The organism is Paenibacillus sp. FSL R5-0341 (assembly GCF_037975235.1).
Taxonomy (GTDB): Bacteria; Bacillota; Bacilli; order Paenibacillales; family Paenibacillaceae; genus Paenibacillus; species Paenibacillus amylolyticus_A.
On the sequence record NZ_CP150241.1, the window covers coordinates 4,831,112 to 4,856,223 of the forward strand.

Here is a 25,112-nt window from a genome sequence, read left to right on the forward strand (position 1 = left end):
TTAAAATATAAGGCGAACTAAATGACAATCTATATCGGCACTGTGATGACAGAACAACCTTCCAATCGCTGTTATTACTTCGACTGCAATGTTACGCCATCCAGTACAACCGTTGTGATGGAATTGTCTGCGGTAGGCACTTCAAGTCCGTTCGCATACACCGGAATGTCTTCAAGCTGTTCCATGTTCCGATCCGGTGAAGTCTGATACACCTGAGCGGTGGATGATTTTCCATACGTATACCCTTCCAGTTCAAACGCCGTTGTTCCCGCTGACAATTCATTACGAATCACCAGCACCAGTCTCTGACGTTCCGCGTCATAGGCAGCCAGCGTGCGTCCACCATCGGTTGGAATAATCGTCGCGCCAGGACGAATGAACTTCGTAAACTGGGCCATGCCATAATACTGTTTGGTCATCTCATACTGCTCTTCACCGTTAAAGTTCGCATGAATGAAGCCCCAGTTATTATTGGCACCTTCATCTTCAACGGCCTGCCAGTATACCCAGGCGGAAGGCTGCATGATTTTCAGATCAAACATGATTCGCTCTGCTAGCTCCTGCACCGAGGTCATATCCTCATGACTGTGCGGCTCGCTGCCACCTGTTCCGTACTCGGACATCCACAGCTTCTTGCCATTGCGTTCTGCCAATGTGCGCAGCTCTTCCATTTTGCTACCATTATAGGAGTGGGTATTGATCTGCTGGATTACGTCCAGCGTGTCCTGATCATAGAGGTTGAAATTAAACACCGTCTCATCAATGCTGTTATCGTCTGCGGCACTAATGACGGTTCCATTCAGTCCTTTGCTCTTCAGCGATGCAGCGACTTTCTTGATAATCTCGGCCTGTTTCTCATTCGTAAAATGACTGCCTTCCTGCATATTGCCCTTCTTCCACCAATCGGAGGAAGGTTCATTGAGCGGATTGAGTGTGCGGAAGGTGATCCCCCACTCGTCCCGATAATGCTTCACGACTTCGGTCAGATAATCGGCAAACGCATCATACTGATCGTCCCGCAGATTATTGCTGCCATCCACGGCTCCGGTAACCGATCCACTGATCGTCATCCAGTAAGGTGGTGAATTGGAGAATGCTTCGGCAATGTTCACGCCGCGCTCCATCGAGCCCTGTAAAACAGCACGCTGACCTGCATCGGCATCCCAGTCCCACTCTCCAGGTTCAGGCTGGAAGCCAGGTACATCCCCGCCTGGACGGAGGGCTTTCATCTCCGGATTTTCCTCACCGCCGATATTGTAACGAACGATGTTCAGACCTAATCCTTTCTCCGGATCAAAGACCAGATCCATCACTTCACTCACCTTCGCCTGATCCTTCCATCCACCAAGATCGTTGGCCCACCAGGCAAGTGACGTACCCCAACCTTCAAAATGATCATAGGACTGATCCAGCTTAAGACGTACAGGTTCCTCTTGGAATACAAGTGTCTTGGATGATTCATTGGCAAAATGATTGATAACAATTCCTCCTCCTGCCAGCAGGGCAATCAAGGCCACACCCATAATGATATAGTTCCGTTTGCTCCTGCTGCGTTGTTCTTTATGCGCCATGGGCTATACAATCCCTTCTCCATGTACGATGATTACTTCGTTGACCTTGAACGTCAGGTTCAATACATACACACATTACAGACACTTCGGTTACTTGATTCCGCTGCTTCCGCCGCTAATGTTGGCCTCATAGACATAACGCTGTCCGAACAGATATACCAGCACCATCGGAATGGTGAGGAACAGGGAAGCGATCATGACAAGGTTCCATGGTGGCATCTGCCCGCCACCTACCGTAGTCAACAGCTGCACGCCGAGTGCCAGCGGCATTTTCTCCGGATCATTGATATAGATGAGCGGCCCCATGAAGTTGCCCCAGTTGTAGGAGAACGAGAAGATCGCAATAGCCGCCAGAATTGGATAAGTCAGTGGCATGATGATCTTCCAGTAGATTCCGGGATGGCCCATACCATCGATCATGGCGGCTTCATCCAGTGATTTTGGAATACTCATGACGAACTGCCGAATCAGGAATACGTTGAACGCTCCGGCGAAGAAGCTCGGTACGATCAGCGGGTAGAATGTATTAATCCAGTCCAGATGACGGAAGATGATGAACTGCGGTACCATCGTCACCTCACCCGGAATCATCATCGTACTGAGCAACACAATAAACAGGAAACGGCTGCCTTTTGCCTTGATTCGGGCAAAGCCGTAAGATACGATCGAAGCTGATAATACCGATCCGACAATCGTAAAGATGGTAATGATGACCGAGTTTTTGAGATACGTGCCAAGATTGTTATTCGTGAAGATGGTATAAAAGTTCGACCATTGGAACTCCATTGGTACGAAGGTAAAAGCTGATTTGACGGTTGTTGCGTCACTTGCCAGTGCAATGGAGATCATGTACAGGAAAGGCGAAGCAAGCAGCACCCCGACCAGAATCAGAAAAATATACGATATCGTCTTCTCCACAGTCGATGGATTACTCATTGGCTTTTCCCTCCTCGTAGTGCACCCATAGCGCCGATGAACGGAATACAACGAGTGTCAACGCCATGATGATGATGAATAGTACCCAGGCAATCGCCGATGCATATCCCATTTTGTAGAATTGGAACGCATTCTGGAACAAGTAGGGAACAACCATCTGGCTTGCATTGTCAGGTCCCCCGGCTGTGACGATAAATACCTGCGCGAAGGTCTGGAGCGCTCCAATCATGCCGGTGACGAGATTGAAGAAGATGACGGGCGTTAGCATTGGAAATGTAATATGGAAGAACGATTGTGTACTCTTCGCTCCATCGATGGCAGCGGCCTCGTACAGCTCCTGTGGAATACCTTTCATCCCTGCAAGCAACAATACCACGCCACCACCCACACCCCATAAGGACATGAGAATCAATGCAGGCTTAACCCAGTTGGGATCAAGCAGCCAGGCAGGGCCCTGAATACCGAAGATCGCAAGTGCCTGGTTGATCAATCCTTCCGTCGGCGCAAGCAAGTGGATGAAGAGCAATGAACTCGCAACCACCGGAACAACGGAAGGCAGGTAGAACAGAATACGGAAGAAGGTGATCCCTTTGATTTTCTTGTTGAGGTAATATGCAATCCAGAGCGAGATCGACATGCCCAACGGAATGGATATTAGCGCATAGAAGAAGGTATTGCCGACGGATTTCCAGAAGATCGGATCATCGGTCAGTAACGTTTTGTAATTGTCGATACCGATGAATTCAGGGGACTGGAACAGATCCCAATTCGTGAAGCTCATATAGATGGAAAACAGGATCGGACCCAAGGTCAGCCCCAGAAACCCGATCAGCCAAGGCGAGATGAAGATGTAGAACCATTTCCCGTCCTTTTTTCTCACGTTAAGCCCTCCCATGACGCAGAGCAGATGGAACCCGCATTCACGCCGATTCCACCTGTCCTGCTGTCGCTGCTATTTGTGCATGTTCAGAAAAATCCTCTATTTGTAGAGTCTTTCCAGTCCACTCTGAATTTCGGTTACGGTATCATCAAGCGAGGCTTTGTTGTTGAAGTACACACCCAGCTTATCGTTAATGAGCTTCATCATTTCGTTCCATTGCGGGTTGAACGGTTCTGCATAGATCGTCGATTCACTGAACGCAGCCATGTTGATTTTTTTGCCGCCGTATTCAGCATTCAGGAATTCATCACTGGACAGACCTGCTTTGGTTGCAGGAGCATCCTGACCGGCTTTGACCATTGGCATCTGTGCTTCCGGTGTGGTCAGTGCTTCGATGACTTTGAAAGCTTCTTCCTTGTGTTTGGAAGCGTTGGTAATCGTTAACCCGTTGAAGAATGCGTTTGTTTCGCCCCATACCGGAGAGATATCCCAATTAATGCCTTCCACCTTGGCAAGTGAACCGATGTTCCAGAACCCTGTCGTTTCCATAGCGATCTTGCCTTGAGCGAACAGCGGATCGGCTCCGATATTCCCCATGTCGGCAATTTCGGTTGGCGTTGGTCCCGCACCATATGTGAAGGTCAGGTCATTCATGAATTGTAATGCTTTGCGCACAGGCTCTGTATTGAATGTCGGTTTGCCACTCTCATCGAATATCGAGCCACCGTTCTGGTAGATCAGTTGCATCCATTGCGGCCACCAGCTGCCTGGGTAGTAGCCCCATTGAGTCGTTTTGCCATTCTCCTTGACCGTCAGCTTCTGAGCTGCCGCCATCAGGTCGTCTTGCGTCCAATCTTTGGTTGGGTATTCCACCCCAGCCTTGTCGAACAGGTCTTTGTTATAAAAGAGGACCATCGCGCCTGCCCGATCTGGCAAACCGAATTGTTTGCCATCGTACTTCATCAGGTTTGCGATATCATCGGAATAACGCTCGGACACGTTCACATTGTTCGCTTGAATCATGTCATCCAGCGGTATAATCTGATTCTTGGAGGCGTAAGCCTGGTAGTTCTCGGCAATCATCATGATGTCCGGCGCTGTTCCCCCGGCGATCATGGTCTGTACTTTCTGGTCATAATCCCCTGCCACCACGTTCAGCTTCACGTTAATATCGGGATACGTCTGTTTCACAATGTCGAGTCGCTCCTGATAAATCTTCTTCTCATCCTCCGAGCCCCAGATCGTCATGCTCAAATCAACCTTGCCACCGGACTCGCCGGAAGAACCGTTGTTACTCCCGCTGCTACAGGCTGTCAGACCCATTACCATGACCAGCATCAATAACGAAATGACCTTAAGACTTCTTCTCATACGCTACGCCCCCTTGATATAATGAATGGATGACTACACTGAAACCCGTTTCATGAAATGGGTTTCATTAAGCTGAAACATAAAACCCGTTCCACTTTATGAAAGGGGTTTCATTCACGCACTCATTATATTTCACCCTTCAAGGAAATGTCAACGCTTTCTTTTCCAATTACAGGGCCCCTTATCTTGCAGCAGGTCCTGTACTTTGACGCACAATCAGCTCCGGTTGCAGAATGATCTGCTTCTTCGGTTTGCCTTGGTTAATCAGCTCATGCAGCACGTCCACAGCCTGTTTGCCAAGCTGATACGTGTTCTGGGACACGGTTGTCAGTTCCGGTATAACGGCACTGGCGAGCGGCGTGTCATCGAAACCCACAATGGATATATCCTTCGGAATCGAGAGCCCATGCTCAATCGTCGACTTGATGGCACCAATCGCCGTGTTGTCATTCACACAGATGACTGCGGTTGGCGGATTGTCACGATCCAGCAATTTGGACATCTCTCGTTTACCATCGTCGATGGAGAAGCTGCCGAGTAATTGCCGTTCTTTTGGTATTTCCAGCCCATGCTCGCGAAGTTTCTTCTGCACAGCTCTGACCTTAACCATCGTGGTGGACAACTCTTTCAACCCGCCGACAAAGGCGATATCACGATGCCCCAGTTCAAGCAAATGCTCAGCTACAAGAGCTGCCCCTGCCCCTTCGTCCGTGTACACTCGGTGGAATCCGCCTTTGGCAATATTGCCATTAACCAGCACAATTGGCATACGTTTGCCCATATCAATCAATTCCTGAGCCATATCATCTGGACAAACCTGCATGTTGATTCGCCCGCCGAGAAAAATAATTCCGTCTACCCGCTTCTCTCGCAGGATGGACAAATATTCAGATTCCCTGTTGTAATCCCCTGCGGTATTGCACAGAAAAAACGTGTACCCCAATCCGCGAGCCTCATTCTCCGCGCCCCAGAAGACTTCCGGAAAGAAGGGGTTCGTGATGTCTGGCAGGATGATGGCAATGGTGCCCGTCTCTTTCTTGATCAGACTGCGCGCCTGCGCGTTCGGCTGAAACTGGTGTTTTTCGATGATGGACATAATCTTCTCTCGGGTGCTTGCACGCACTGGTGCCGTGTCATTCAGCACCCGGGAGACCGTCGCGACAGATACGTTTGCTTCCTTGGCGATGTCATATATAGTGATCGGTGTCATAGCGGAACCTTCCTTTTTCTCTAATTTTCCCTATTTTCCCTGCTTATCATACCAGATAAGGAATGGTGATGAAATGGGTTTCAGTGACGGGCGAATGATTTCACACTGGACCAATAGAAGTTCCGGATATGACATTCATACGTGAATTGTTCGATGCATTACTCATTAGCGTCATTATTTTCACAGGACATGTTTGCTTTTCTTTATTTCCCCTTCTAATCTGCGTTTATGGTCCATATATTAAATTGTAAGCGAATTCATTGGGATTAGAGGAGTGTGAACAACGTCATGATCATTCAAGTCAGTCCGCTGGCAGAAGCAAGACTTACTGAAAAGCTGGGAGATCGACCAGGCTATTTCAAATTGTTTTATGATACCGATGGATGCGGTTGTGACGGAATTGCGGTGCTTCTGATCTTGAACGAGCCGGATAGCGATGATGTTACCGTAGAAGCCGGTTCGCTTCCCTTTGTAATCAACAAACAGCAGCAGATTTACTTTGAACCCTGTCTGCGTCTGCAATCCGAGCACAGTTTCCCTTCATTTCGACTGAGTAGCGATTCCATGATCTATGGCAGTAATGTCAAAGTCCATGATCTACGAGATACTGCAGACATAGCTCCTCAACCCACTGGATGGTTTGTACGATAAACGTTGAATTCACACTATAATCAAAACCTCCCAATCCCACGTTTTCTGCGGGACGAGAGGTTTTTTATCAATTTCGAACGAGTTAATTAAGCACTATTCTTGTAAACATTTCATCTTCGTGCAGGCCTCTGTACCTCTCCCGCTCTATTTCCAACAATTTTTCAGGACCAAAAGGTGACAGCTTGATTAATCTCTCTAATGAGATTGAAATTACTGAATGAAATACTAAGGTGTACTGCTATTTCAAAAAAATAAAAAAGTCACTAATATAGCGACCTTTCAATGGTGACCATTTAATCCTTGCTAATTCTAATTATTATTTAGAACTAGATGTTAATTGCTTGAATTAAATTACCTAATACAATATTTTCAGTTGTGTACAAAATATGAATCTCGTCAATAATGCTTTGAAGATCACGTTTATTTCGATTGTACGCATACTTCATAGCAATATTCCGTACTAGTAGGGCTTCCATCTCAATACTAGTTAATTCATTAATATATTTTTGATGACAAATCCCTTTTTTAGATAGATATATCACCAGTTCTTTAAGAACCCTTTTATGATCCAGTAATAAGCAGAATGGTAAAATAGTGAACCGAGCTGTATCTCTTTGACAAGCTTCACAAAAATCGACGATCCTTTTATAGACGCTAATTCCAAAATAATCATTAGTATCTGTAGAGATAAATATCTTGTAGGTTTCAGACGAATTCCTTGAGAATACATAATCCATAAGGGAGCGGAGCATTAACTTCATATCAAATTTATGAATATACTCCTCATTGTATGCTAAAACTCTTGCCCATCGTTTCGAGGCATCCGACAAGAATGATGTCTCAATCTCATCAAATGGTACTTTTATTGCTTCCAATTGTCTATTTGTTGTATACGTATAGTCATACACATCAAACTGACGCATATTCATATCATAGCCGAATATTAACATGTTGTTAGGGGCATGTTTCCTTTTGTACGCGTTAGTATGTTTAACAAAATAAGAGTCATAGTTTATATAGACATACTTTCCATTAGCAATGGACGTTTTAATAAAGTTCGGTATAGATGTAAACTTAGATATATAATCTGAGCTCAAGTGTTGAATAGTTAACCACGGAGCATATGATCTGAACAGAATTGAATCAAAAATATAAAAATCTAGCCAATGGGGATCTCCATTAAAATCTTTAGCGTAAATCTGTATATAATGATTTAATTGCCATTCAAGATTATTTTTAACGTTTGGAGAAATAGCAAGAGGCAATGCGTGATGCTTGTAAGTACAGACTAATGGTCTTTCAATCTGTAATTTTTCGATAGCGTTCATAACATTAACCCCCTATTTATTTTTGCTGACTAATTCATACCTTGGAGTTTATCCCAAACTTCCTTTACTTCCTGAGTTAGACGAGGGTGGCTCACTCTTTTACGGCGTGGAACAAGTTCCTTTAAATATGGAGCTATATCGATTCCAATAAAATTAGAAAGCCGATCGTTTTCAATGCCTTCACAAAGACGCTGATATTCAACAACAAGATAACGTTCCTTTGATAAAGCAGTAATCTGCTCAATAGCTTCGGCATGCCATGAAACCCACTTTTTTAAATTTCCAGTGACCGAAATGGGACGCCATGGGCGATCTCCTTCCCACTCCATTACAGATGAAGCAACATCATATGGATCTCGAAACATAAGAATATATTTGGCGTCAGGTACTACGTTGTTAAGATAAGGGAATATCTGAAGATATTCATTATATTTATCTCCCCACCTTGTAAAACCTTTATAGCTTTCGGAAACAATTCGCCTCCCTAACTCAAGTTCATTGCCTTGATATCCCTCAGCAACATCAATCGCAACTTCTCGCAGCACTTTCTCAACCTGATATAAATATCGTTCTACTCCGATTCCACCTGGGACACGGCGTTTCAATGAAAATAATATTTCATCCACACGCAAATGACGATAACCAATATCCTTCATAGTGAGCCATCGATGTAAATAATACATCAATTTTCCATTTACGCTAAACATCCCATTATCTACACCAAATGCTTCGCTTAACTTATGCGCAAATACTGTCGTCCCAGATCTCTGGAAACCGAGTAAAATTATCGGAAGCGTGCTCTGGTTATTCATTAAGATACCTCATTGATATAAGATAACAGTCGCTGCATACATTCTACAGAAGCTTCATACCCATCCATAGAAAAAGAATCAAACCATGGATTATCCCGTTGTTTTTGGTCAAGCACCCGTCCTTTTCTCCAATGAGTTTCCAGAGAGACATAACCCTGATAATCATCGTTCTTCAATGTTTGAATGATATTTCGCCATGGAACATCACCATCACCTAGTCTGACGTATTGACTCTGACCATCCGGATCTTTAATATGTATGTGCTTAATGAACTCTTTCCCCAAGGTATAATCTTCTGGAAACGGATTCAAGTCTTGACCGGAAAATACCGAATTACCAGGATCCCAAACAATACCTAATCGGTTATCGGCAACCTCATCTAGGAATTCAAGCATATGCTTTATTGTAGGTGTATTTGTACGCATACCAGTCTCCACATAAATTTGAATATCATCTGAAACAAGTCCATCAACAATTTGTTTTACAGCTCTTGCAGCTAGCTTAGGTTGTGCTATCCCTTCTCGATAAAATGTAAACACCCGAACAAAACCGGAATTTAACAACCGAGCCTGGTCGATAGCTTTTGCCAAAGATTCCCGAGAACTTTCCAGCAATTCATCTGTCGACGGGAATTCTACTTTAAAACAAGGAGAATCAAAGCCAGCTATATTTAGTCCTGCAGAACGAACGGAATCACGGATCAGCTCTAATTGTTCATTATCTAATTGGTCCGGACGTGTATTCCAGACGGAACGGACTTCAATGCCATGGAATTTATTTTTCTGAACCGCGTCAATTACTCGATGCAAATCTTGATCTATTTCATCCCCAATAATAGCTAGTTTCATTGTTGATTATCCCCTTATTATTCAGATTCTCGTGCTAAGAGCGACTGCAAAACCTTGATATCCTCCACTGCACTTCCTGACCTAGTTTCAACTGTAACTGAACAATTCGTATCCGCCAGCTTCTGCAAAATGAGATAAGTTCTATTTATGTCAGTCTCGGAGAGTGGAACGTGTATAGTTTCATATGGGTTATCCCAATTAAATCCTTTAGTTTGTACCCCAGAAATGAAGCGCATTAGACTCGTCGTAGCTTCGAGAGGGTCCTTAGAAATACATGCAAGTCCCAAAGTATCCAACAATACGCGGGTACCAAGCAATTCACTTATTCGAACGAGTTCCTCTACACCACAGTTTCCTTTGTGAGTCTCCACCCAGATCCTATCCATCCCTCCTGCAATGCTTGCTAACACTTGCACTTGCTTCTGTGTTGATTCAATCTGCTGGATTGTAGTACATCCGGGTTTGGAAAAAACTTTTAAAGGAATATCAGCATAAGGAGCTATTGATTTGATGAGAGTTTCTTTATCAAATCTGTCATCGCCAAGTGTAAAACTTATACCAATAAAAGCAATGTCAATACCCGATTGCCTTAAGGGAGTAAGGCCCTCCTCTTCCCAAGAGTGCCCTTTTCCCACCCTTAGGTCGACCGTATTGCAACCAGTCTCATTTAATTTTTGAATTAACTCGTTTGCAGTGAGATTCGGCATACTACCAGAAGATAAACCGATTCGAAATGACATTAAATATGTATGCCCCCATTCATCGCGATTTGTTCTAATAAACGTGTAACTCCACGTCCACCCTGTAAATGACAACGTTCCGGTTGTTCTTTATTTATTATAGAAGAGGCGAAATCCATATAAAGTTGTTTTCGCATCTCATGCGTAGATTCGACAGGATACTGTCTTAGATTACCTTTGTATTCTAAGGCAGACCTTCCATCTTCGATAGTTAGACGAATATCTGGTCCATACAACGACAAGCGCTCTTTACGTGCTTCTGCTTCGCATGTAACAACAAATGACATTGCGGCTCCAGTGGAAAATTCAATTGTTCCTACCGTGCGTAAGTCAATACCAGGAGAAAACTCTCTCCTTCCTGCTTGATGAAACGAAATAGGTTCTCCAAGCATTTGGCAGGCCAAATCTAAATAATGTATTCCAAGATGAGCTGTAATCCCACCAAAAGATAAAGCAGGATCTTGTCGCCAGTCATTGAAGTATCTGTTTATGTCACGCGGCCGCGAAACTTCCAAAATAGCTGTTGTTTGATGATCCCAGTTAACGTTAAATGCTTCCTCAGGAAGTCGATATCTATGCTGAAACATGATTCCGATGGTTTGGTTCGCATCGTTTGCAGCTTTCAATAACTGATCAAGTTCTTTTTCCGTCGTACATGGTGGTTTTTCGAGAAGGACTGACTTTCCTGCATCCAATGCTTCGAATGCCTTATTCGCTCTTCCGCCAGGTGGGAGGCACAATGCTATAGCGTTTACATCAGGATTGGATAGTAACTCCTCCCACGAGGTAAATCGATAGACACTATCTGTATCGACTATCGGATTTTTTTCGTAAATACCATAAAGTGAAGCGTGATTCATATCCAATAGAGTCTTTGCATGTTGACGTCCTGCAGAACCATAGCCAACGATAGCTATATTTACCGCCATATCTTAAAGACCTCCTTTATAATTGAAACGAATTTTAATTTTCAATCTCTAACCAACTAAATACAACTGACGGTAGCTACCCATTTGGCTTATCAATTCCTCATGTGTACCCTCCTCCACCACTTGCCCCCGTTCCATAACAATAATTTTATCGGATTGAACAATTGTAGAAAGACGATGAGCAATAATGATTACTGTTCTACTTTGTGATAGGGTTTGAATAATATCCTGAATTTTTGATTCATTTTCTGAGTCTAAAGCTGAAGTTGCTTCGTCTAGTACAAAGATGGGAGAAGGTTTTAGTATAGCTCTTGCGATTCCGACTCTTTGACGTTGTCCACCAGAAAGTCTTATTCCCTTCTCTCCTACCTTAGTATCATATTGATCTGGCAAGGTAGTGATGTAATCATGAATTTGGGAAAGCTTTGCAACCTCAATAATCTCTTGATCGCTAGCGTCTAGACGTCCCATTCGTATGTTCTCTCTTATGGTGGTATTAAATAGGTAAGTATCTTGAGGAACATATGCAATTAAATCTCTTAGATCTTTATGATTATATTGACTAATAGATTTTCCGAATAATAAAATATCTCCAGAATCTGTATCGTAGAAACGCATCAACAATTTAGCTAAGGTGCTTTTTCCAGAGCCACTTGTTCCAACCAAAGCTATACTTTGATTCTTAGAGATAGATGTATTAACATTGTCTAAGATTTTTTTATCTCCATAGCTAAAAGTTACACTAATAAAATTAATGATACATTCAGTTAGCTCTTCATATTGTCTTTCCGATCTAGATACTTGTTCTTCTCCTTCAATTTGAAGAGAAAGCATTTTTAGAACTCTTTCAGTGCCAGCTATACTATTCTGGAGTTGTACGATTAATCTGCCTAAGGTGTTAAACATCATACTCACACCAGCATATAGTTGCATGATTGCAACTACATTACCGAGAGAAGTAAGGTTGTTCACTACCATATAAGCACTAATAAACAGTAGAGTCGTGAAATTTAACCAATGAATGAGTGTATTAAATTGTTGTTGTTTTGCTCCTTCATGAGTTGCCTTCATGCCTAAGTTGACCAAAACACTGTTTGTCTTTTCAAATTTCGGATAAATGAAGTTAGCATAGAATTTAAATACTGACAGACCATGGAAAACCTCTAACATCACTTTAGCAAGCACAGCATTATTTTCCGATTGTTCTTTGGCTATCTTTTTTCCGATACGTGCAAACTTAGAGTTCACAGCTGTAGCGAGTAACGCAAAGATAATTAAGAAAACACTAATTCTCCAATCAAGAATCATCATGAAAATAGCAGAATACATACCTGTCATTACAGATGTAATTACATTACGTAAGTGCCCTCCATATACCATCTCCATTAAAAACTGATCATGATTTAGAGTAGATAGTGCGTCCCCGCTGTGGGTCTTATCAAAATAGTCGACGGGCACCAGTTGTATTTGTCGAAATATTTTTTTCTTCACATCAGTCATAGTCCTTCTAATACTTGTTCGAAAAGTGTAACTGAAAAATACATACATCGTTACGAGCAATATCATACCCGAACCAAGTATATACACGCTGGTACGAAGCAAATTGCTTTGGCCATTGACAGAGAAATCGATTACGAACTTCATCCCGAAAGCTAAGATAACAGGTACAATCGCGTGAGTCATACTTAGTCCAAATAAACCAATTAAATACCAGCCAATTCTAGGCCGCATAAATGCATACAACTGCGAGAATACACTTCGATTTTTTTGTTCCATTACTGTATAACCCTCTTTAACTGAGTGGATTGTTTTTCAAATAAATGATAATAAACTCCTCTTTGCAGAATGAGTTCTTCATGAGACCCTTTTTCCACCAGATGTCCGTTTTGAAGTACGAATATGGAGTTTACATATGTAATAGATGAAAATCGATGCGAAATAATAATGACATTCTTTCCTTCAAGTTTGGTGAGAATATTATGAAAAATTTGGCTTTCATTCTCGGAGTCTAAGGCAGAGGTTGACTCATCCATAATAATGAGATCGGAATCTTTTAAGAGCGCTCTTGCAATACAAATCCTTTGTTTTTGTCCTCCCGATAGCCCGTTTCCGGACTCAGATAAATACGTGTTGTAACCCTCTGGAAGACTCATAATAAAATCATGAGCATTGGATAATTTGCATGCTTCCATGATGTCTTTAAGTGAAGCATCAGGTTTCCCACATGCGATATTTTCCAAAATTGTGCCTGAGAACAAATAAGCGTCCTGAGAAATGTATGCAACCCGACTTCTTAATGACTCTAAATTCCATTGCTTTAGATCGCGTCCCATTACTTTAAGAGACCCCTTGTAATCATCGTAAAATCCACAGAGTAGCTTAGCTAGTGTACTCTTACCACTCCCACTTTCGCCTACCAAAGCAATTTTCTCACCTTTTTCAATCTGTAGAGACAATTCATTTAACCTTATTTGAGCATCATATCCAAAGGTAAGCCGACTAGCAGAAATTAAATCGTCTTCTATTTCTGTCATATCACTATCACCGGTAGTTCTCTCTTTAGTTTGATTGACCACTTCAAGTAAACGTTGACATGCGCCTTGCATACTGTAAGTATCAATTATCATCTCAGGAAGAGTACCCAAAAATCCGGTTAACCTTCTCAGTATTTGTAAAAAAGCTAACAGTTCTCCGGCACTCATAGAACCTTGTGAGGTGAGAAATCCTCCATAACTTATGCAAATTAACATAGGAATAAAATCAACGAAATAATTCATTGCTCCCATCCAAGATTTTCTTCTTTCAAATATAATTTTCTTTTCAAGTGCTCTATCAATGTAGCTTGCATACTTCTTAAACCAATGATTTTCCAGATTATACGATTTAACAATTTCTCTGGCACGTATACTATCTAAAACGATTGTGTTTGACTTAGACACAATTTCTTGCTCTTTTTTGCTCAAAGATTGTGTAGAATTTTTAAATATTCTGGTTATTAAAAGGATAACTGGGGTAATTGAAATACTGATTAAAAAGAGCTTCCAATCAAGTACTAACAAATAAATAGCAAAGCCTATTGAAAGAATTAGAGTTCTTGATAAATTGATGAATGTAGAACTTAAATAATTACTTACAACTTGTAAGTTATTTGTAATTACTGATGAGACCTTACCTGAGTCAAATCTTTCAGCATAAGAAATGGGCATGCCGGAAATTTGTTTAGCAATATAAATCCTTAATTTCTTCAGTGTTTGAACTGAAAATTTACCACTAAAAGTAACCTCCATGTACTCCACAAATATAGCGATTACAATAAATAGAACTATATATATTAAAAAATCGAAAATTTCACTCATTTGCCCACCTAAGGTAAGGTCAATCATCTGCTGAATAACGTAGGCCTCTGAAATCCCCACAAAGACCTTAGCAATCATAAAAAGCATACAAATGGCTAGAGTGAACCATTCCAAAAAGCATACGGAGTAAAAATTACGAATCGGGCGTTCCTTCAAAGAATGATTCTCCCCTTCTGAAAAAGGAGACCATACAATGGTCACCTTAACAATAAATTATACCTTATCGTATTGTAGGAAATTGTAAACTTTCAATTTATTACTTTTCTCATCAATAGTTAGTTGTTCCTGCAGACTCACTATAATTTCAAGCTCAATCCCAAGCTTTTCTAGAAAAAATGATTTAATATGTGTACGAAGTTCTTCTTGAAAAGAGGTATAATCACTTACAATTTTAAACTCGAAATGTTGTTCTTGTAGCTGCGTAACTTGGAATTGTTTAATATATGTTTTCTGTTTCAGAACATTGAAACTTTCAATACAGTTTTTAAAAATATGCGCGTGTACTTTATTGGATCCGTACATAAAAAATTCTGATGTTCTTCCGCTTTTCAACTGAAGAACAGGTTCTTTCCTCCCACAACTGCATGGTTTCGTTTGGATTTTTCCAATATCCCCAATACGGTATCGAATAAGTGGCATAGCGTAGTTATGAAGACTTGTAATAATAATCTCTCCATATCCTTCTTCATCTTCATTGACAGTCTCAACATGTAGTTGTTCAGAAACAATATGAAGATTATGGTTTGCACAAGAGTACGCTACACAAAAAAATTCTTGGGTACCATAATTATTAGCTACAATTGCACTAGGGAATGCTTCAATAATTTCATCTCGTATATACTCAAACAAATACTCACTCCCTAGCTCGATGTATTGTGCTTGAATATCCCTAGTACTCTTATTATTTCTTTTACAATATGTAACCAGTTCAAATAAAATTGAAGGTTGGCAGCGGATCATATACGGGCTGAATTCGATCAAAGCGTCATAGATTTTCTCAACGTAACTGTCTCCAACATTTAAATAGTTAATATAGAGTGTGTTACCGTCACGCGCAATCAATCCATTACGAGTGGAATTTGCATGCCTGCGATTACCTGCATGAAAAATCGCTATTTTCTGTCCCATAATATCAGGAGAATTCTTTTTCCGTTCTCCCCACAGAGCTAACGATCTTCTGATGCGTTCATTTTTATCATACCTACAGTTTAAAGGAATTCCCGACGATCCACTCGTTCTTTCTAATAAAAGAGAATTAATATCATATTTATCTGAAATAATCTCTTTCTCATTCGCTTGGATATCAGCTTTCGACAAGAAAGGGATTTTTGCAAAGTCATTGATATCACCAGTGTTAATTCCGTTATCTGAAAACAGTTTTGAATAGTACTCCGTATGATTCTCTGCATATTGCAACAAATTTACGATTTTTTTACCATCCACTATACATCCCCTCCTTTTACTTTCACCTTCTCAAGAATATATTCAATAACCTTCCCATATATTTGAAAGTTACTTATAATCATATCTTCAGCTGGAATCTCTATTTGAAACTTTTGTTCTACAATAACGATTAACTGAATCATATCAATTGAGTTTAAGCCAATATCTTGAATTAAATCGACATTGTCATTAATCTCGGACACATCTGCCGATGTAAGGCCTCCTACAATTTCTTGCAGTTTACTACGTACTTCCAGCTCAAAGTCACTCATTTTCAATACCCCTCTTCTATGAATTAGAATTTACTCTTGAACCACGTTGAACTTTTCCAGTTTCTGTTCTCTTAATCGAGTCCACTACATTAACAGACTTCGGAATCTTATATTTTGAAAGATAATCTGAACAAAATTTACGAATATCAGACAACTTAACTTCGCCTGAACGTACTACAATCTCTGCGACTACCTGTTCACCAGTCAATGAATCCTCTCTTCCATAAACATAGGCATCGGAGATATCAGGAAAACGACAAAGTATTTCTTCCACTTCTTCAGGGTATACATTCATACCACCGACTATAATAATATTTTTGGACCTGCCTAGAATAAAGAGTTGATTCTCGGCATCAATATATCCGATGTCCCCCGTTTTCAACCACTCTTCTTTAGGTTTTTGAGCGTAGTCTTTATTTCCTTTTTCATAATATCCATTATATAGGGATGGACTATTAACCCATATCTCTCCTGGTTCGAACAATAGACATTCTGTTCCTTCGTTTTCTTCTCCCATCACTTTAATTTGTACACCCTTAAGTGGGACCCCTGATGAATCATTAGATACAACCTTGTTTTTCAGTCCACATGAGACCCTAGGCCCTGCCTCAGTTAGTCCATATGCTCTTACAATATCCGCATGTTTAAACATCTCTCTTGCTTGGCTGATTGTCTCTATGTCTGTAGGAGCTCCAGCACAAACCATAAGCTTAAGCGTTTTCACATCTTCAGGAGAAGGTGGATTTAGTACAAATAACTTAAGGTGAGTAGATACGCAGCCCATACTTGTGATCTGGTAATTACGAATAGTCTGATAGATATCCCGCGGGAATAAAACACCATTGTGTATTACACATGTTCCTCCAATTAAGAGCTGTGCTAAAAATTGTGTTGTATGTGCGAAACTTGAGGTTAGAGGTAGAATAACAAGCGCAATATCATTACTCCTCATATCTAGGTGTTCATTGTGAGCCATTGCGTTCCAGATCAATGCTTTATGGGACAATTTTACTATTTTCGGTCTTGAGATACTTCCCGACGTTGGAACCATGACTGCTGTGTTGTCGTTTGTTGTTAATTGTTGTTCAGATTGCAGAAGATCAAAATTAGCCTGCTCAATAGAATAAACGAAGACTTTCCCAATAAAGTTAGTAAAGTCTGTTCTGTCGGTGAATAACACATCGCAGTCTGCTTGCTCTAGCATGGTAATAACTTCAGATTGTGATGAACTTGCTGACAACAATAAGATTTGCCCTCCGCCTATCAAAGATCCTAAATAGACTATTGCAAATTGTATTGGATCTTTGATACAAATACCAACGCGCAATGGTCTAGTGAACCGGTTGGCTAAATCACTTGCTCGGTTAACCAATTCTAGATATGTTACGGATTCATTTAAGGTAATAATAGCTTTTTTATCACGATACATCTCTGCAACAAGTAGGATGGATTCGTGAATTGTTGTTGGGACTGTACAATCTTCCATAAATCAGATTAACCACTCTAAAAATTCCAACCGATTTTCAAATGGATCATTTACATAAAATCTAATTGCTCCCTCAAGTGGCTCGTCATCTTTAGTCTTTATCCCAGAACGCTCTATATGTTCTTTTAACTCCAATACATTTTTTACGTGAAAGGCAGGATGGGCCTTTTTAGCGGATACAAAATTTTCTTGTACTCCAATATGCAATTGATGTTGACCACATTGAAACCATACCCCTCCACGCTTCTGTAAATTTACTGGCTTTTCAATCTCCTGCATACCTAGGACTTTGCCAAAGAATTGACGAGCTTGCTCCTCACATTGTTCGGGTGCTGCGAGTTGTACATGATCAATTCCAATAAAATTATAATTCATAGTAGATCCTCCTCGTATTTGTTTAATTAATACACGCTTTAGTCTGACAGTAGCTACTCTATATGTTTATTCACAAGCCCAGTCTCAAGCTATATCAGGCTAAGCTGTAACTGGTCATTAATTAACTTTAATTTATTGTACGTGCCCACTGCTATCGGAATACCTTCTTTCCTATGCTCCATTGCTCTTTTCTCTTTTTCTCCAGGTATCAGTATCTCTTCCACCCCATCAGCTTTCAAACTGTTCTTAATACTTTCTAGCCAATCTTGGACTCTTCCATTGAACTCTTCCAATGGAGCAATCTTGGAAACATCCAACGCAATAAAGGTATGACAAGATTCAGAAATCTTATCAGCATGTACTCTCTGACGCTTTACATTCACGGAGTACGAACCACCACTTAAAACCCCTGTAAGTAAATCTACGACCATTCCAATACCAAACCCTTTATGACCACCGAAAGGAAGTACAACTCCCCCATCGATAAACTCTTGTGGATGAGAAGCAGGCTGTCCTGCAGCATTAAGTGCCCAAGTCCTAGGCATCTCATTAATTCCTTTCTCAGCTAGATCTCTAATTTTCCCACAAGCCACCTCTCCGGTAGCCATATCCAGCACAAATGGAATACCTCCATCATTCGGTAAAGCAACGGATAGAGCATTATTCCCAAGAACAGCTTCTTTCCCTCCCCAAGCAGCCACATTAGGCCCAGAATTTGTTAGAACAATTCCTAGTTGGTTTTCACTCGCAATCATCCTAGTATAGTATCCTAACATTCCAATATGATTGCTATTTCTAACCATAACAATCGATATACCATTCTCATTTGCTTGATTTATGGCATCTGTTGCAGCCTGACAAGCCGTGACTGGTCCTATACCACCATCAGCATCTATAATTTTCATGAACGTTGATTCAAAGATGACCTGTTTTTTTGGATTTTTAAGAATCCCCCCTTGTTCAATTCTACGCAGGTAGGTTGGCAGTAGATCTACACCATGGGAATCCATCCCCATTAAATTTGCATTAATCAATACGTTTGCTACAATACCTGACTCATCCTTCTCAATACCTGAAGCGATAAGTGCAGATACGACAAGCTCCGTTAATTCTTCAATGCACATGGTTTTTGTATTCATAAGAACGATCCTCATTTCATATTTTTAAGCTGTATCTCACGTTTTTGGATTCTTCCAAGAAGATGAATGGCATTTAAACTCCAGTTTAAAGATGCTATCCAAAAAGTCTTTCCAATTGCACTCTGTTTCACTGCCGCTAGATTTCTCACTGAATCTCTAAGACTGACTTGCTTTGGGTGGAACTTCCCTGAATTGTAGGCTTCAATTACAGCCTTCATCAAACCTTTGCTATTGCGGTGTAGTATAATTAATTCTGGAATGAAATGAATTTTAAAACCCTGATTTTCGATATCTATAACAAAGTTATTATCTCCACCACTTCCCAACGAATTAAAACCATTCACTTTTTTAAATAATGTAGTCCATACAGCAGAATTACCACCAGAGAAAAACTGGACAGGTTGCTCACGTGAAACACTCAAATATCTCATATCATACCTTGCTTGTCGTGCAGCAGATACGATACCACTATCAAAACGTAATACTCTTCCCGTAATTCCTCCTCTATTTTCGAGGAGCTCTCTTTTAATTACGGATAACCAGTCCGCTGTGGGGACAGCGTCATCATCCAAAAATGCGATTACGTTAGACTCAACTGACATTCCGGCAATGTTACGACAAATAGCAGCTCCCTTTGGTCTTTCGTTACGAATCACCCTAATCGGTAAATTAAAACTCTCCACTAATGGACTAATTGTTGTTTCAGAACCGTCATCAACCACAATAATTTCATGGAGTAACTTTAAATCATTATCTTGAATTCCTTTAATACACCGATGCAGATCTTGAAGACGATCTTGAGTCGGAATTATCACTGTAATTCGAACCATTGTTCCCTCCAGCTTTTAGCCATTGCTGACCAGATATTCATTTGTCCTGTTGGTACGTACGTACGACGTATATTATTTGGTACTTCATTCCAGGGATTGGGAGGTGCTTTAACTGTCCCGTAAGCTAAACATCCTTTCGGAAAATCCAGTGCTTGTTGAGGAATGAATCCGTATGGGTATGCAAAATGTATAGGATTTTCGGGATTACTGCAGTGTTCTTTTACTTTTTTTATGGACTCTTCCATCTGCCATTGAGAAGTTTGCATTGAAATCTCATGCATTTTCGGATGGGATAAGGTGTGTGCACCAAGTACATGTCCAGCATTTTCTATTTCAACAAGGTCTCTCCAATTCATAAAAAGATGTGAATCGTCCGAATTGTTACAATCCTCACTATGAGACTCCATATTATTGGTAATAACAAAAAACATTGCCTTTACTCCGAATTGCTCCAATATAGGTACTGCATATTCAATATTATCCTTATATCCATCATCAAACGTTATGAGAACAGACGGTTCTTTGGGTAACCATTTATCGCACTCATAGGATACAATCTTTGGATCCACACTTCCTCCCACTTCATACAGAACAAGATCAAGTGAACGAGCAAATTGGTCAGGTGTTAGTGATGTATAATGATCAATTTTCGGATGAATGTGGTGATAATATAAAACAAGTGGCCAACCAGGCGCTGAACCAATGCTTGGATCAAAAATATGAAACCAACTCCCCCATTAACTAATGCTCATTTCTTAAGAACTAACCGTCCACTCTCAAGCCGAAAAGTAGTATCAAGGCAGTCTTTATATCCCTCCAAATTGGATGAGAGTAGAATTGTTGTTCGATTTGCAGATCGCCCTTTATTGAGAACCAATGATATATTTTCACTATTAATAGAAGTCTCTGCATCGTCAATGATGAGCAAACCAAAATTTTTCTGCTCCAGGGCCATCAACAGTGGAGAAATATTGGAATGACGTTTAGAACCGTTTATTAATATGCTTTTAAATTCACCTTTCTGTACCTCTCCATACTTCGGTTGTAGATCTCCTACTAATACAGACGCAAGAGTTGATTTACCGGATTTAGAATCACCTTCAATTCCTATTACCTTGCCTGCTGAAACATTAAGGTTTAGAGCTCTCAGTACAACCACTTCTCCACCTTTCTTGCCGTATGAAACTACGATATCTCTCGCAAGCAACACTGATATCCCTCCAATTTAGGATGATAAACTGGTACTATGTTTTGCTTCTGTATGAACATCTTGAAAAGTTATATAATGACGTTGTTCCAATAATGCCACGACTTTCATGGCACATTTCTCAACTGTTTCTAAATCTGTTCTTAGTACCAAATCAGCATTATTTGGACGCTCATAAGGATCATTAACTCCAGTAAAAGATTCAATTTCACCTGCAATTGCCTTTTTATAAAGACCTTTAACATCCCGTTTAACTAACTCAGAGAGTGGTGCATCGACGAAAACTTCGATAAATTCCCCAATCTCTTGACGTGCCATTTCTCTCATGTTCTTATATGGAGAAATAAATAAAGCTAACGTAACAATTTGATTTTTAGTTAATAGTTTAGCGACAAATGAGATTCGCTCAATATTTTTGATTCTATCCTCTTTGGAGAACCCTAGGTCTTTGCATAACGAACTACGAACAACGTCTCCATCCAGTGTTTCAACTGCAATCCCTCGATCTTGAAGTATCCCAGTAACATATGAAGCTATCGTAGTTTTTCCTGCACCGGAAAGACCGGTAAACCATACTGTCACCCCGCGTTGTGACATTTAATATCCCTCCAATAATTAAAGAAGTATAATTTTCTCCCTATTCTCCATTACATTTTTCGTTGCATTTCGAGTATCTATGATTATCGGGGCATATTTAACAACGTTGTCATAGTCTATAAAACTATGATCTGTAACAATGACAACTGCATCTAAATTTTCCAAAACGTTTTCGTTCAATTCAACAGAATAAAGCTTGTTTAGACCAGACCTGTAATCGAATTGAACACTTGCTATGTTTGGGTCATGATATATCACTGAGGCTCCTCCACTATAGAGCAATTCTATTATTTTTAGTGAAGAAGACTCTCGGTAATCTGCAATATTTTTTTTGTACGCCACTCCAAGAACTAATACACGAGCATCACGTAACGGCTTTCCCCTATTATTTAAGGCTTTAATCGTCTTATCGATAACGAAATAAGGCATTCTTGAATTCACATCGCTAGCTAGTTCTACAAATTTCACCGGAAAATCGTATTCCTTGGCCTTCCACGCTAAATAGTGAGGATCTATGGGAATACAGTGACCTCCTATCCCTGGACCAGGATAGAACTCTTGCAATCCATAAGGTTTAGTGAATGCAGCTTCGAGCATTTCCCAAACATTGATACCCATTCGATCACATAGCAAAGTAATTTCATTCACCAAGCCAATGTTGACCATCCTGTAAGTGTTCTCATATACCTTTACCATTTCTGCAACAAGTGCAGATGATACTGGAACAACTATTGCCACTGATTCAAAAAATGCTTGTGCTATTTTCGTGCAAACTGATGTGCTTCCACCAACAACTTTAGGGACATTCGAACGAGTATAATTAATATTTCCAAAATCAACTCGTTCTGGCGAGTGTGCTAAGAAAAAATCAACCCCTACACGAAAGCCCGTTTTTTCCAAGCAAGGCAAAATCACCTCGTCCGTTGTCCCCGGATATGTAGTGCTTTCCAATATAATTAACTGTCCAGAATGTAGGAAACCAGCAATCTTCTCCGTTACACTTCTAATAATTGAAATATCGGGTTCTTTATTAATTGATAATGGTGTCGGGACACAGATAATTACGATGTCCGCATCTTTTAAAACTTGAAAATCAGAAGTTCCAATGATTCTCTTTTCTCTAACTAAACTAGAAAGTTCATCAGTGGATACGTCTTCAATATAACTAATTCCTAATTGGATCATTTCAATTCTTTTCTGGTCATCTTCTAGACCCCATACAGTGAATCCAGCCTTAGAAAGTTGCACAGCAAGTGTGAGCCCAATGTAGCCAATTCCAATTATTGCTACATTCGCGCTTTTTTTTTCGATTTTGGTGGATAGTTCATATGCAATCGAATTCATATCCTCCAATAAAGCTTGTGCTGTATAATCTCTCAACCCCTGTGACGCCCCTCTCCGTTAATGCAGTAAAGTATCAATACAAAAAAACACATTCAAAATTAGCACGTTAAACTACATTCATACTAGATTTGTGAATTTGATAGATTAACATCTCGATACATTAATACCAAAAAAAACGCTTACAAAATAGTGGGCTTCTTACTAAGTTAAATACATTATCATTACCACAAAAAATATCACAAATATTCTCTGTTATGTTAAGTCATGAAGGCGATTACATGATGTAGCATATAGCATCTCTTATGTCGAAGTAAGGGGAAATTTGTAGAAAAGAAAAAAATCTTGTGATTAATTTTACTGATACTTCACAAAAAAGCGTTTGATACGAACATGTTACAAGAAACATTTAATATATTTAATCAACAAAAAGATGATTTCTTCCAATTCACTTCAAAATATTGACTAAATTGAGAATGAGGTTATTATGTAATTTAACGTAATTTACAATGATAGCATCACCCATATTAAAACGTACTCAACCAGAATAAAGTCTAATTTTTTGATTACGAAATGGAGCAACTACATGTTCAAAACTGTTAAATTAGTAGGTTTTAAAGCATTCTATGTTATGTAATCCCCATACTGAATTCAAAAAAGAAGAGCAGATCAGGAATGTCACTTACAGATCTATTCGCCAATTCGCAACTTTAATTTTAATTCTTTTGTCAAACAGGAATTCTTTTATTAGATACAAAGGAGCGGGTAACATGTCTTCAAAAAAGTTATTCATGAATGATAATCCATTGCTAAATACTTTCAATACATATGCTAGTGTGCTATCCATTATTAGCAGAGATAATACTAATATCTCACCTTGGTTATATAATAACTTTATCCAAATTCGTTACGTACATGATTGGAATACTTATTTTTTTGACAACCATCATCATATTTTCGATAATTGTCCATGGATCAATCATCATGTGATTCCTGGAACAATTATAAAGAATAAATGGACCTCTTTACATGAATTCATTATTGATGCAATTAACGAATCGCGTTATGTGTATCTATATGTTGATCGCTACTATATACCGGCTTCAAAAGCCTATCAAAAAAATCACAATTGGCATGAAATATTTATTTTCGGGTATGATCTAGAGAAGAGTACCTTTCATGTAGCGGACAACATACAAGAAGGAAAATATATCCATACCGAATGCACGTTTAGCGAATTAGATGAAGGCTATAATGCTTTGAACTCGGACAACGAATTCTTTCAGAACGTCCATTTATTGAGCATAAAAGAAGAGCATGAGTACAAATTTAATTTACAGCAAATAGCCTTAACATTAGAAAATTACGTATACTCCAAACCTACAATTGATATGTCATTTAAAGAAGAATCGACATTTGGAATAGGTGCTTTAAATCTAACTATAGAAGCTGCCGTTAACTACGATCAATGTAGTTTTCGTTTCGATAAAAGAGCATTCCATCTATTTTGGGAACACAAAAAAATGATGATCCTACGGTTAGAGTATATGTACCAATCTTCATTAATCCCTAATGGGTTAGAGTTAATCAATAACTACAAAGAGTTAGAATCGAGCTACTTGATGTTAAGAAATTTAGTTATCAAGTACAACATAACTAACAAAAATACTTTACGCCAACAAATTATCGAAATCTTTAAAAGCAATATTAACAAGGAAAAAGAAGTTATATACAATATACTTTGTGAAATACAATGATTTATGGATAGTAATGTATACTTTTAAATTTTT

At 39.9% G+C, this 25,112-nt stretch carries 24 protein-coding genes; 2 read left to right on the plus strand and 22 right to left on the minus strand.

Going from position 1 to position 25,112, the window contains the following annotated elements; translation table 11 throughout:
• Nucleotides 1-74: 74 nt before the first annotated feature.
• From MKX75_RS21655 to MKX75_RS21675, 5 genes are all read right to left on the minus strand, one after another.
• Nucleotides 75-1,571, minus strand: a complete 1,497-nt coding sequence (locus tag MKX75_RS21655; protein WP_339166775.1) for a glycoside hydrolase — start codon at nucleotides 1,569-1,571, stop codon at nucleotides 75-77.
• A gap of 90 nt (nucleotides 1,572-1,661) precedes the next feature.
• Nucleotides 1,662-2,507, minus strand: coding sequence for a carbohydrate ABC transporter permease (locus MKX75_RS21660; RefSeq protein ID WP_036617294.1), 846 nt, complete (start codon nucleotides 2,505-2,507; stop codon nucleotides 1,662-1,664).
• A complete protein-coding gene (locus tag MKX75_RS21665; RefSeq protein WP_278298694.1) occupies nucleotides 2,500-3,387 on the minus strand; it encodes a sugar ABC transporter permease in 888 nt (295 codons plus the stop codon). Before MKX75_RS21665 ends, MKX75_RS21660 begins: the two co-directional genes overlap by 8 nt.
• A gap of 99 nt (nucleotides 3,388-3,486) precedes the next feature.
• Nucleotides 3,487-4,758, minus strand: coding sequence for a sugar ABC transporter substrate-binding protein (locus tag MKX75_RS21670; RefSeq protein WP_339166776.1), 1,272 nt, complete (start codon nucleotides 4,756-4,758; stop codon nucleotides 3,487-3,489).
• A 181-nt stretch (nucleotides 4,759-4,939) separates the two neighbouring features.
• Entirely contained in the window at nucleotides 4,940-5,968 is a 1,029-nt protein-coding gene (locus tag MKX75_RS21675) for a LacI family DNA-binding transcriptional regulator (protein WP_062835738.1), read from the minus strand.
• 288 nt (nucleotides 5,969-6,256) lie between these two features.
• Here MKX75_RS21675 and MKX75_RS21680 point away from each other — a divergent pair, with 288 nt between their 5' ends.
• Entirely contained in the window at nucleotides 6,257-6,619 is a 363-nt protein-coding gene (locus tag MKX75_RS21680; protein ID WP_062835739.1) for an iron-sulfur cluster biosynthesis family protein, read from the plus strand.
• A gap of 326 nt (nucleotides 6,620-6,945) precedes the next feature.
• Here MKX75_RS21680 and MKX75_RS21685 read toward each other — a convergent pair whose 3' ends face one another.
• The 17 genes from MKX75_RS21685 to MKX75_RS21765 form a co-directional block, all read right to left on the minus strand.
• Nucleotides 6,946-7,947, minus strand: a complete 1,002-nt coding sequence (locus tag MKX75_RS21685; protein ID WP_076332847.1) for a hypothetical protein — start codon at nucleotides 7,945-7,947, stop codon at nucleotides 6,946-6,948.
• Nucleotides 7,948-7,976: 29 nt separating this feature from the next.
• On the minus strand, nucleotides 7,977-8,759 hold the full coding sequence (locus MKX75_RS21690; RefSeq protein ID WP_076332846.1) for a sulfotransferase: 783 nt from the start codon (nucleotides 8,757-8,759) through the stop codon (nucleotides 7,977-7,979).
• Complete coding sequence (locus MKX75_RS21695; protein ID WP_076332845.1) at nucleotides 8,759-9,607, minus strand: sugar phosphate isomerase/epimerase family protein; 849 nt, start codon at nucleotides 9,605-9,607, stop codon at nucleotides 8,759-8,761. The genes MKX75_RS21690 and MKX75_RS21695 overlap by 1 nt, the downstream gene beginning before the upstream one ends.
• 17 nt (nucleotides 9,608-9,624) lie before the next feature.
• On the minus strand, nucleotides 9,625-10,347 hold the full coding sequence (locus tag MKX75_RS21700; protein WP_076332844.1) for a hypothetical protein: 723 nt from the start codon (nucleotides 10,345-10,347) through the stop codon (nucleotides 9,625-9,627).
• Nucleotides 10,347-11,276, minus strand: coding sequence for a Gfo/Idh/MocA family oxidoreductase (locus tag MKX75_RS21705; protein ID WP_076332843.1), 930 nt, complete (start codon nucleotides 11,274-11,276; stop codon nucleotides 10,347-10,349). Before MKX75_RS21705 ends, MKX75_RS21700 begins: the two co-directional genes overlap by 1 nt.
• Nucleotides 11,277-11,324: 48 nt before the next feature.
• Nucleotides 11,325-13,052 (minus strand): ABC transporter ATP-binding protein, encoded by a 1,728-nt coding sequence (locus MKX75_RS21710; protein WP_076332842.1) that lies wholly within the window; start codon nucleotides 13,050-13,052, stop codon nucleotides 11,325-11,327.
• Nucleotides 13,052-14,788, minus strand: a complete 1,737-nt coding sequence (locus tag MKX75_RS21715) for an ABC transporter ATP-binding protein (RefSeq protein ID WP_076332841.1) — start codon at nucleotides 14,786-14,788, stop codon at nucleotides 13,052-13,054. Before MKX75_RS21715 ends, MKX75_RS21710 begins: the two co-directional genes overlap by 1 nt.
• Before the next feature lie 57 nt (nucleotides 14,789-14,845).
• Nucleotides 14,846-16,075: a phenylacetate--CoA ligase family protein gene (locus tag MKX75_RS21720; protein WP_076332840.1), complete on the minus strand. Its 1,230-nt coding sequence runs from the start codon at nucleotides 16,073-16,075 to the stop codon at nucleotides 14,846-14,848.
• Entirely contained in the window at nucleotides 16,075-16,347 is a 273-nt protein-coding gene (locus MKX75_RS21725; protein WP_339166778.1) for a phosphopantetheine-binding protein, read from the minus strand. Before MKX75_RS21725 ends, MKX75_RS21720 begins: the two co-directional genes overlap by 1 nt.
• 16 nt (nucleotides 16,348-16,363) lie before the next feature.
• Complete coding sequence (locus MKX75_RS21730) at nucleotides 16,364-17,833, minus strand: class I adenylate-forming enzyme family protein (protein ID WP_339166779.1); 1,470 nt, start codon at nucleotides 17,831-17,833, stop codon at nucleotides 16,364-16,366.
• Between the two features lie 3 nt (nucleotides 17,834-17,836).
• Nucleotides 17,837-18,208: a VOC family protein gene (locus MKX75_RS21735; RefSeq protein WP_076332837.1), complete on the minus strand. Its 372-nt coding sequence runs from the start codon at nucleotides 18,206-18,208 to the stop codon at nucleotides 17,837-17,839.
• Between the two features lie 89 nt (nucleotides 18,209-18,297).
• Nucleotides 18,298-19,347 carry an Ldh family oxidoreductase gene (locus MKX75_RS21740; protein ID WP_175623770.1) on the minus strand — a complete coding sequence of 350 codons (1,050 nt, stop codon included), beginning with the start codon at nucleotides 19,345-19,347 and terminating at the stop codon, nucleotides 18,298-18,300.
• Between the two features lie 11 nt (nucleotides 19,348-19,358).
• Nucleotides 19,359-20,177, minus strand: coding sequence for a glycosyltransferase family 2 protein (locus tag MKX75_RS21745; protein WP_076332835.1), 819 nt, complete (start codon nucleotides 20,175-20,177; stop codon nucleotides 19,359-19,361).
• Nucleotides 20,159-20,746: a polysaccharide deacetylase family protein gene (locus MKX75_RS21750; protein ID WP_339166781.1), complete on the minus strand. Its 588-nt coding sequence runs from the start codon at nucleotides 20,744-20,746 to the stop codon at nucleotides 20,159-20,161. Before MKX75_RS21750 ends, MKX75_RS21745 begins: the two co-directional genes overlap by 19 nt.
• A 179-nt stretch (nucleotides 20,747-20,925) precedes the next feature.
• Nucleotides 20,926-21,387: an ATP-binding cassette domain-containing protein gene (locus tag MKX75_RS21755; RefSeq protein ID WP_076332833.1), complete on the minus strand. Its 462-nt coding sequence runs from the start codon at nucleotides 21,385-21,387 to the stop codon at nucleotides 20,926-20,928.
• Between the two features lie 15 nt (nucleotides 21,388-21,402).
• Complete coding sequence (gene cysC, locus MKX75_RS21760; protein ID WP_339166782.1) at nucleotides 21,403-21,981, minus strand: adenylyl-sulfate kinase; 579 nt, start codon at nucleotides 21,979-21,981, stop codon at nucleotides 21,403-21,405.
• Between the two features lie 18 nt (nucleotides 21,982-21,999).
• Entirely contained in the window at nucleotides 22,000-23,361 is a 1,362-nt protein-coding gene (locus MKX75_RS21765; protein WP_254847924.1) for a nucleotide sugar dehydrogenase, read from the minus strand.
• A gap of 731 nt (nucleotides 23,362-24,092) precedes the next feature.
• On the opposite strand from MKX75_RS21765, the gene MKX75_RS21770 reads away from it, so the two are divergent.
• Complete coding sequence (locus tag MKX75_RS21770; RefSeq protein WP_339166783.1) at nucleotides 24,093-25,079, plus strand: hypothetical protein; 987 nt, start codon at nucleotides 24,093-24,095, stop codon at nucleotides 25,077-25,079.
• Nucleotides 25,080-25,112: the final 33 nt, after the last annotated feature.

Coding starts and splice junctions, on each gene's coding strand:
- cysC (WP_339166782.1), bottom strand. CDS start 21,981: ATGTCACAACGCGGGGTGACAGTATGGTTTACCGGTCTTTCCGGTGCA.
- MKX75_RS21705 (WP_076332843.1), bottom strand. CDS start 11,276: ATGGCGGTAAATATAGCTATCGTTGGCTATGGTTCTGCAGGACGTCAA.
- MKX75_RS21675 (WP_062835738.1), bottom strand. CDS start 5,968: ATGACACCGATCACTATATATGACATCGCCAAGGAAGCAAACGTATCT.
- MKX75_RS21685 (WP_076332847.1), bottom strand. CDS start 7,947: ATGAACGCTATCGAAAAATTACAGATTGAAAGACCATTAGTCTGTACT.
- MKX75_RS21740 (WP_175623770.1), bottom strand. CDS start 19,347: ATGAATACAAAAACCATGTGCATTGAAGAATTAACGGAGCTTGTCGTA.
- MKX75_RS21680 (WP_062835739.1), top strand. CDS start 6,257: ATGATCATTCAAGTCAGTCCGCTGGCAGAAGCAAGACTTACTGAAAAG.
- MKX75_RS21655 (WP_339166775.1), bottom strand. CDS start 1,571: ATGGCGCATAAAGAACAACGCAGCAGGAGCAAACGGAACTATATCATT.
- MKX75_RS21730 (WP_339166779.1), bottom strand. CDS start 17,833: ATGGAAGATTGTACAGTCCCAACAACAATTCACGAATCCATCCTACTT.
- MKX75_RS21770 (WP_339166783.1), top strand. CDS start 24,093: ATGTCTTCAAAAAAGTTATTCATGAATGATAATCCATTGCTAAATACT.
- MKX75_RS21660 (WP_036617294.1), bottom strand. CDS start 2,507: ATGAGTAATCCATCGACTGTGGAGAAGACGATATCGTATATTTTTCTG.
- MKX75_RS21700 (WP_076332844.1), bottom strand. CDS start 10,347: ATGTCATTTCGAATCGGTTTATCTTCTGGTAGTATGCCGAATCTCACT.
- MKX75_RS21695 (WP_076332845.1), bottom strand. CDS start 9,607: ATGAAACTAGCTATTATTGGGGATGAAATAGATCAAGATTTGCATCGA.
- MKX75_RS21745 (WP_076332835.1), bottom strand. CDS start 20,177: ATGGTTCGAATTACAGTGATAATTCCGACTCAAGATCGTCTTCAAGAT.
- MKX75_RS21670 (WP_339166776.1), bottom strand. CDS start 4,758: ATGAGAAGAAGTCTTAAGGTCATTTCGTTATTGATGCTGGTCATGGTA.
- MKX75_RS21690 (WP_076332846.1), bottom strand. CDS start 8,759: ATGAATAACCAGAGCACGCTTCCGATAATTTTACTCGGTTTCCAGAGA.
- MKX75_RS21710 (WP_076332842.1), bottom strand. CDS start 13,052: ATGGAACAAAAAAATCGAAGTGTATTCTCGCAGTTGTATGCATTTATG.
- MKX75_RS21725 (WP_339166778.1), bottom strand. CDS start 16,347: ATGAGTGACTTTGAGCTGGAAGTACGTAGTAAACTGCAAGAAATTGTA.
- MKX75_RS21735 (WP_076332837.1), bottom strand. CDS start 18,208: ATGAATTATAATTTTATTGGAATTGATCATGTACAACTCGCAGCACCC.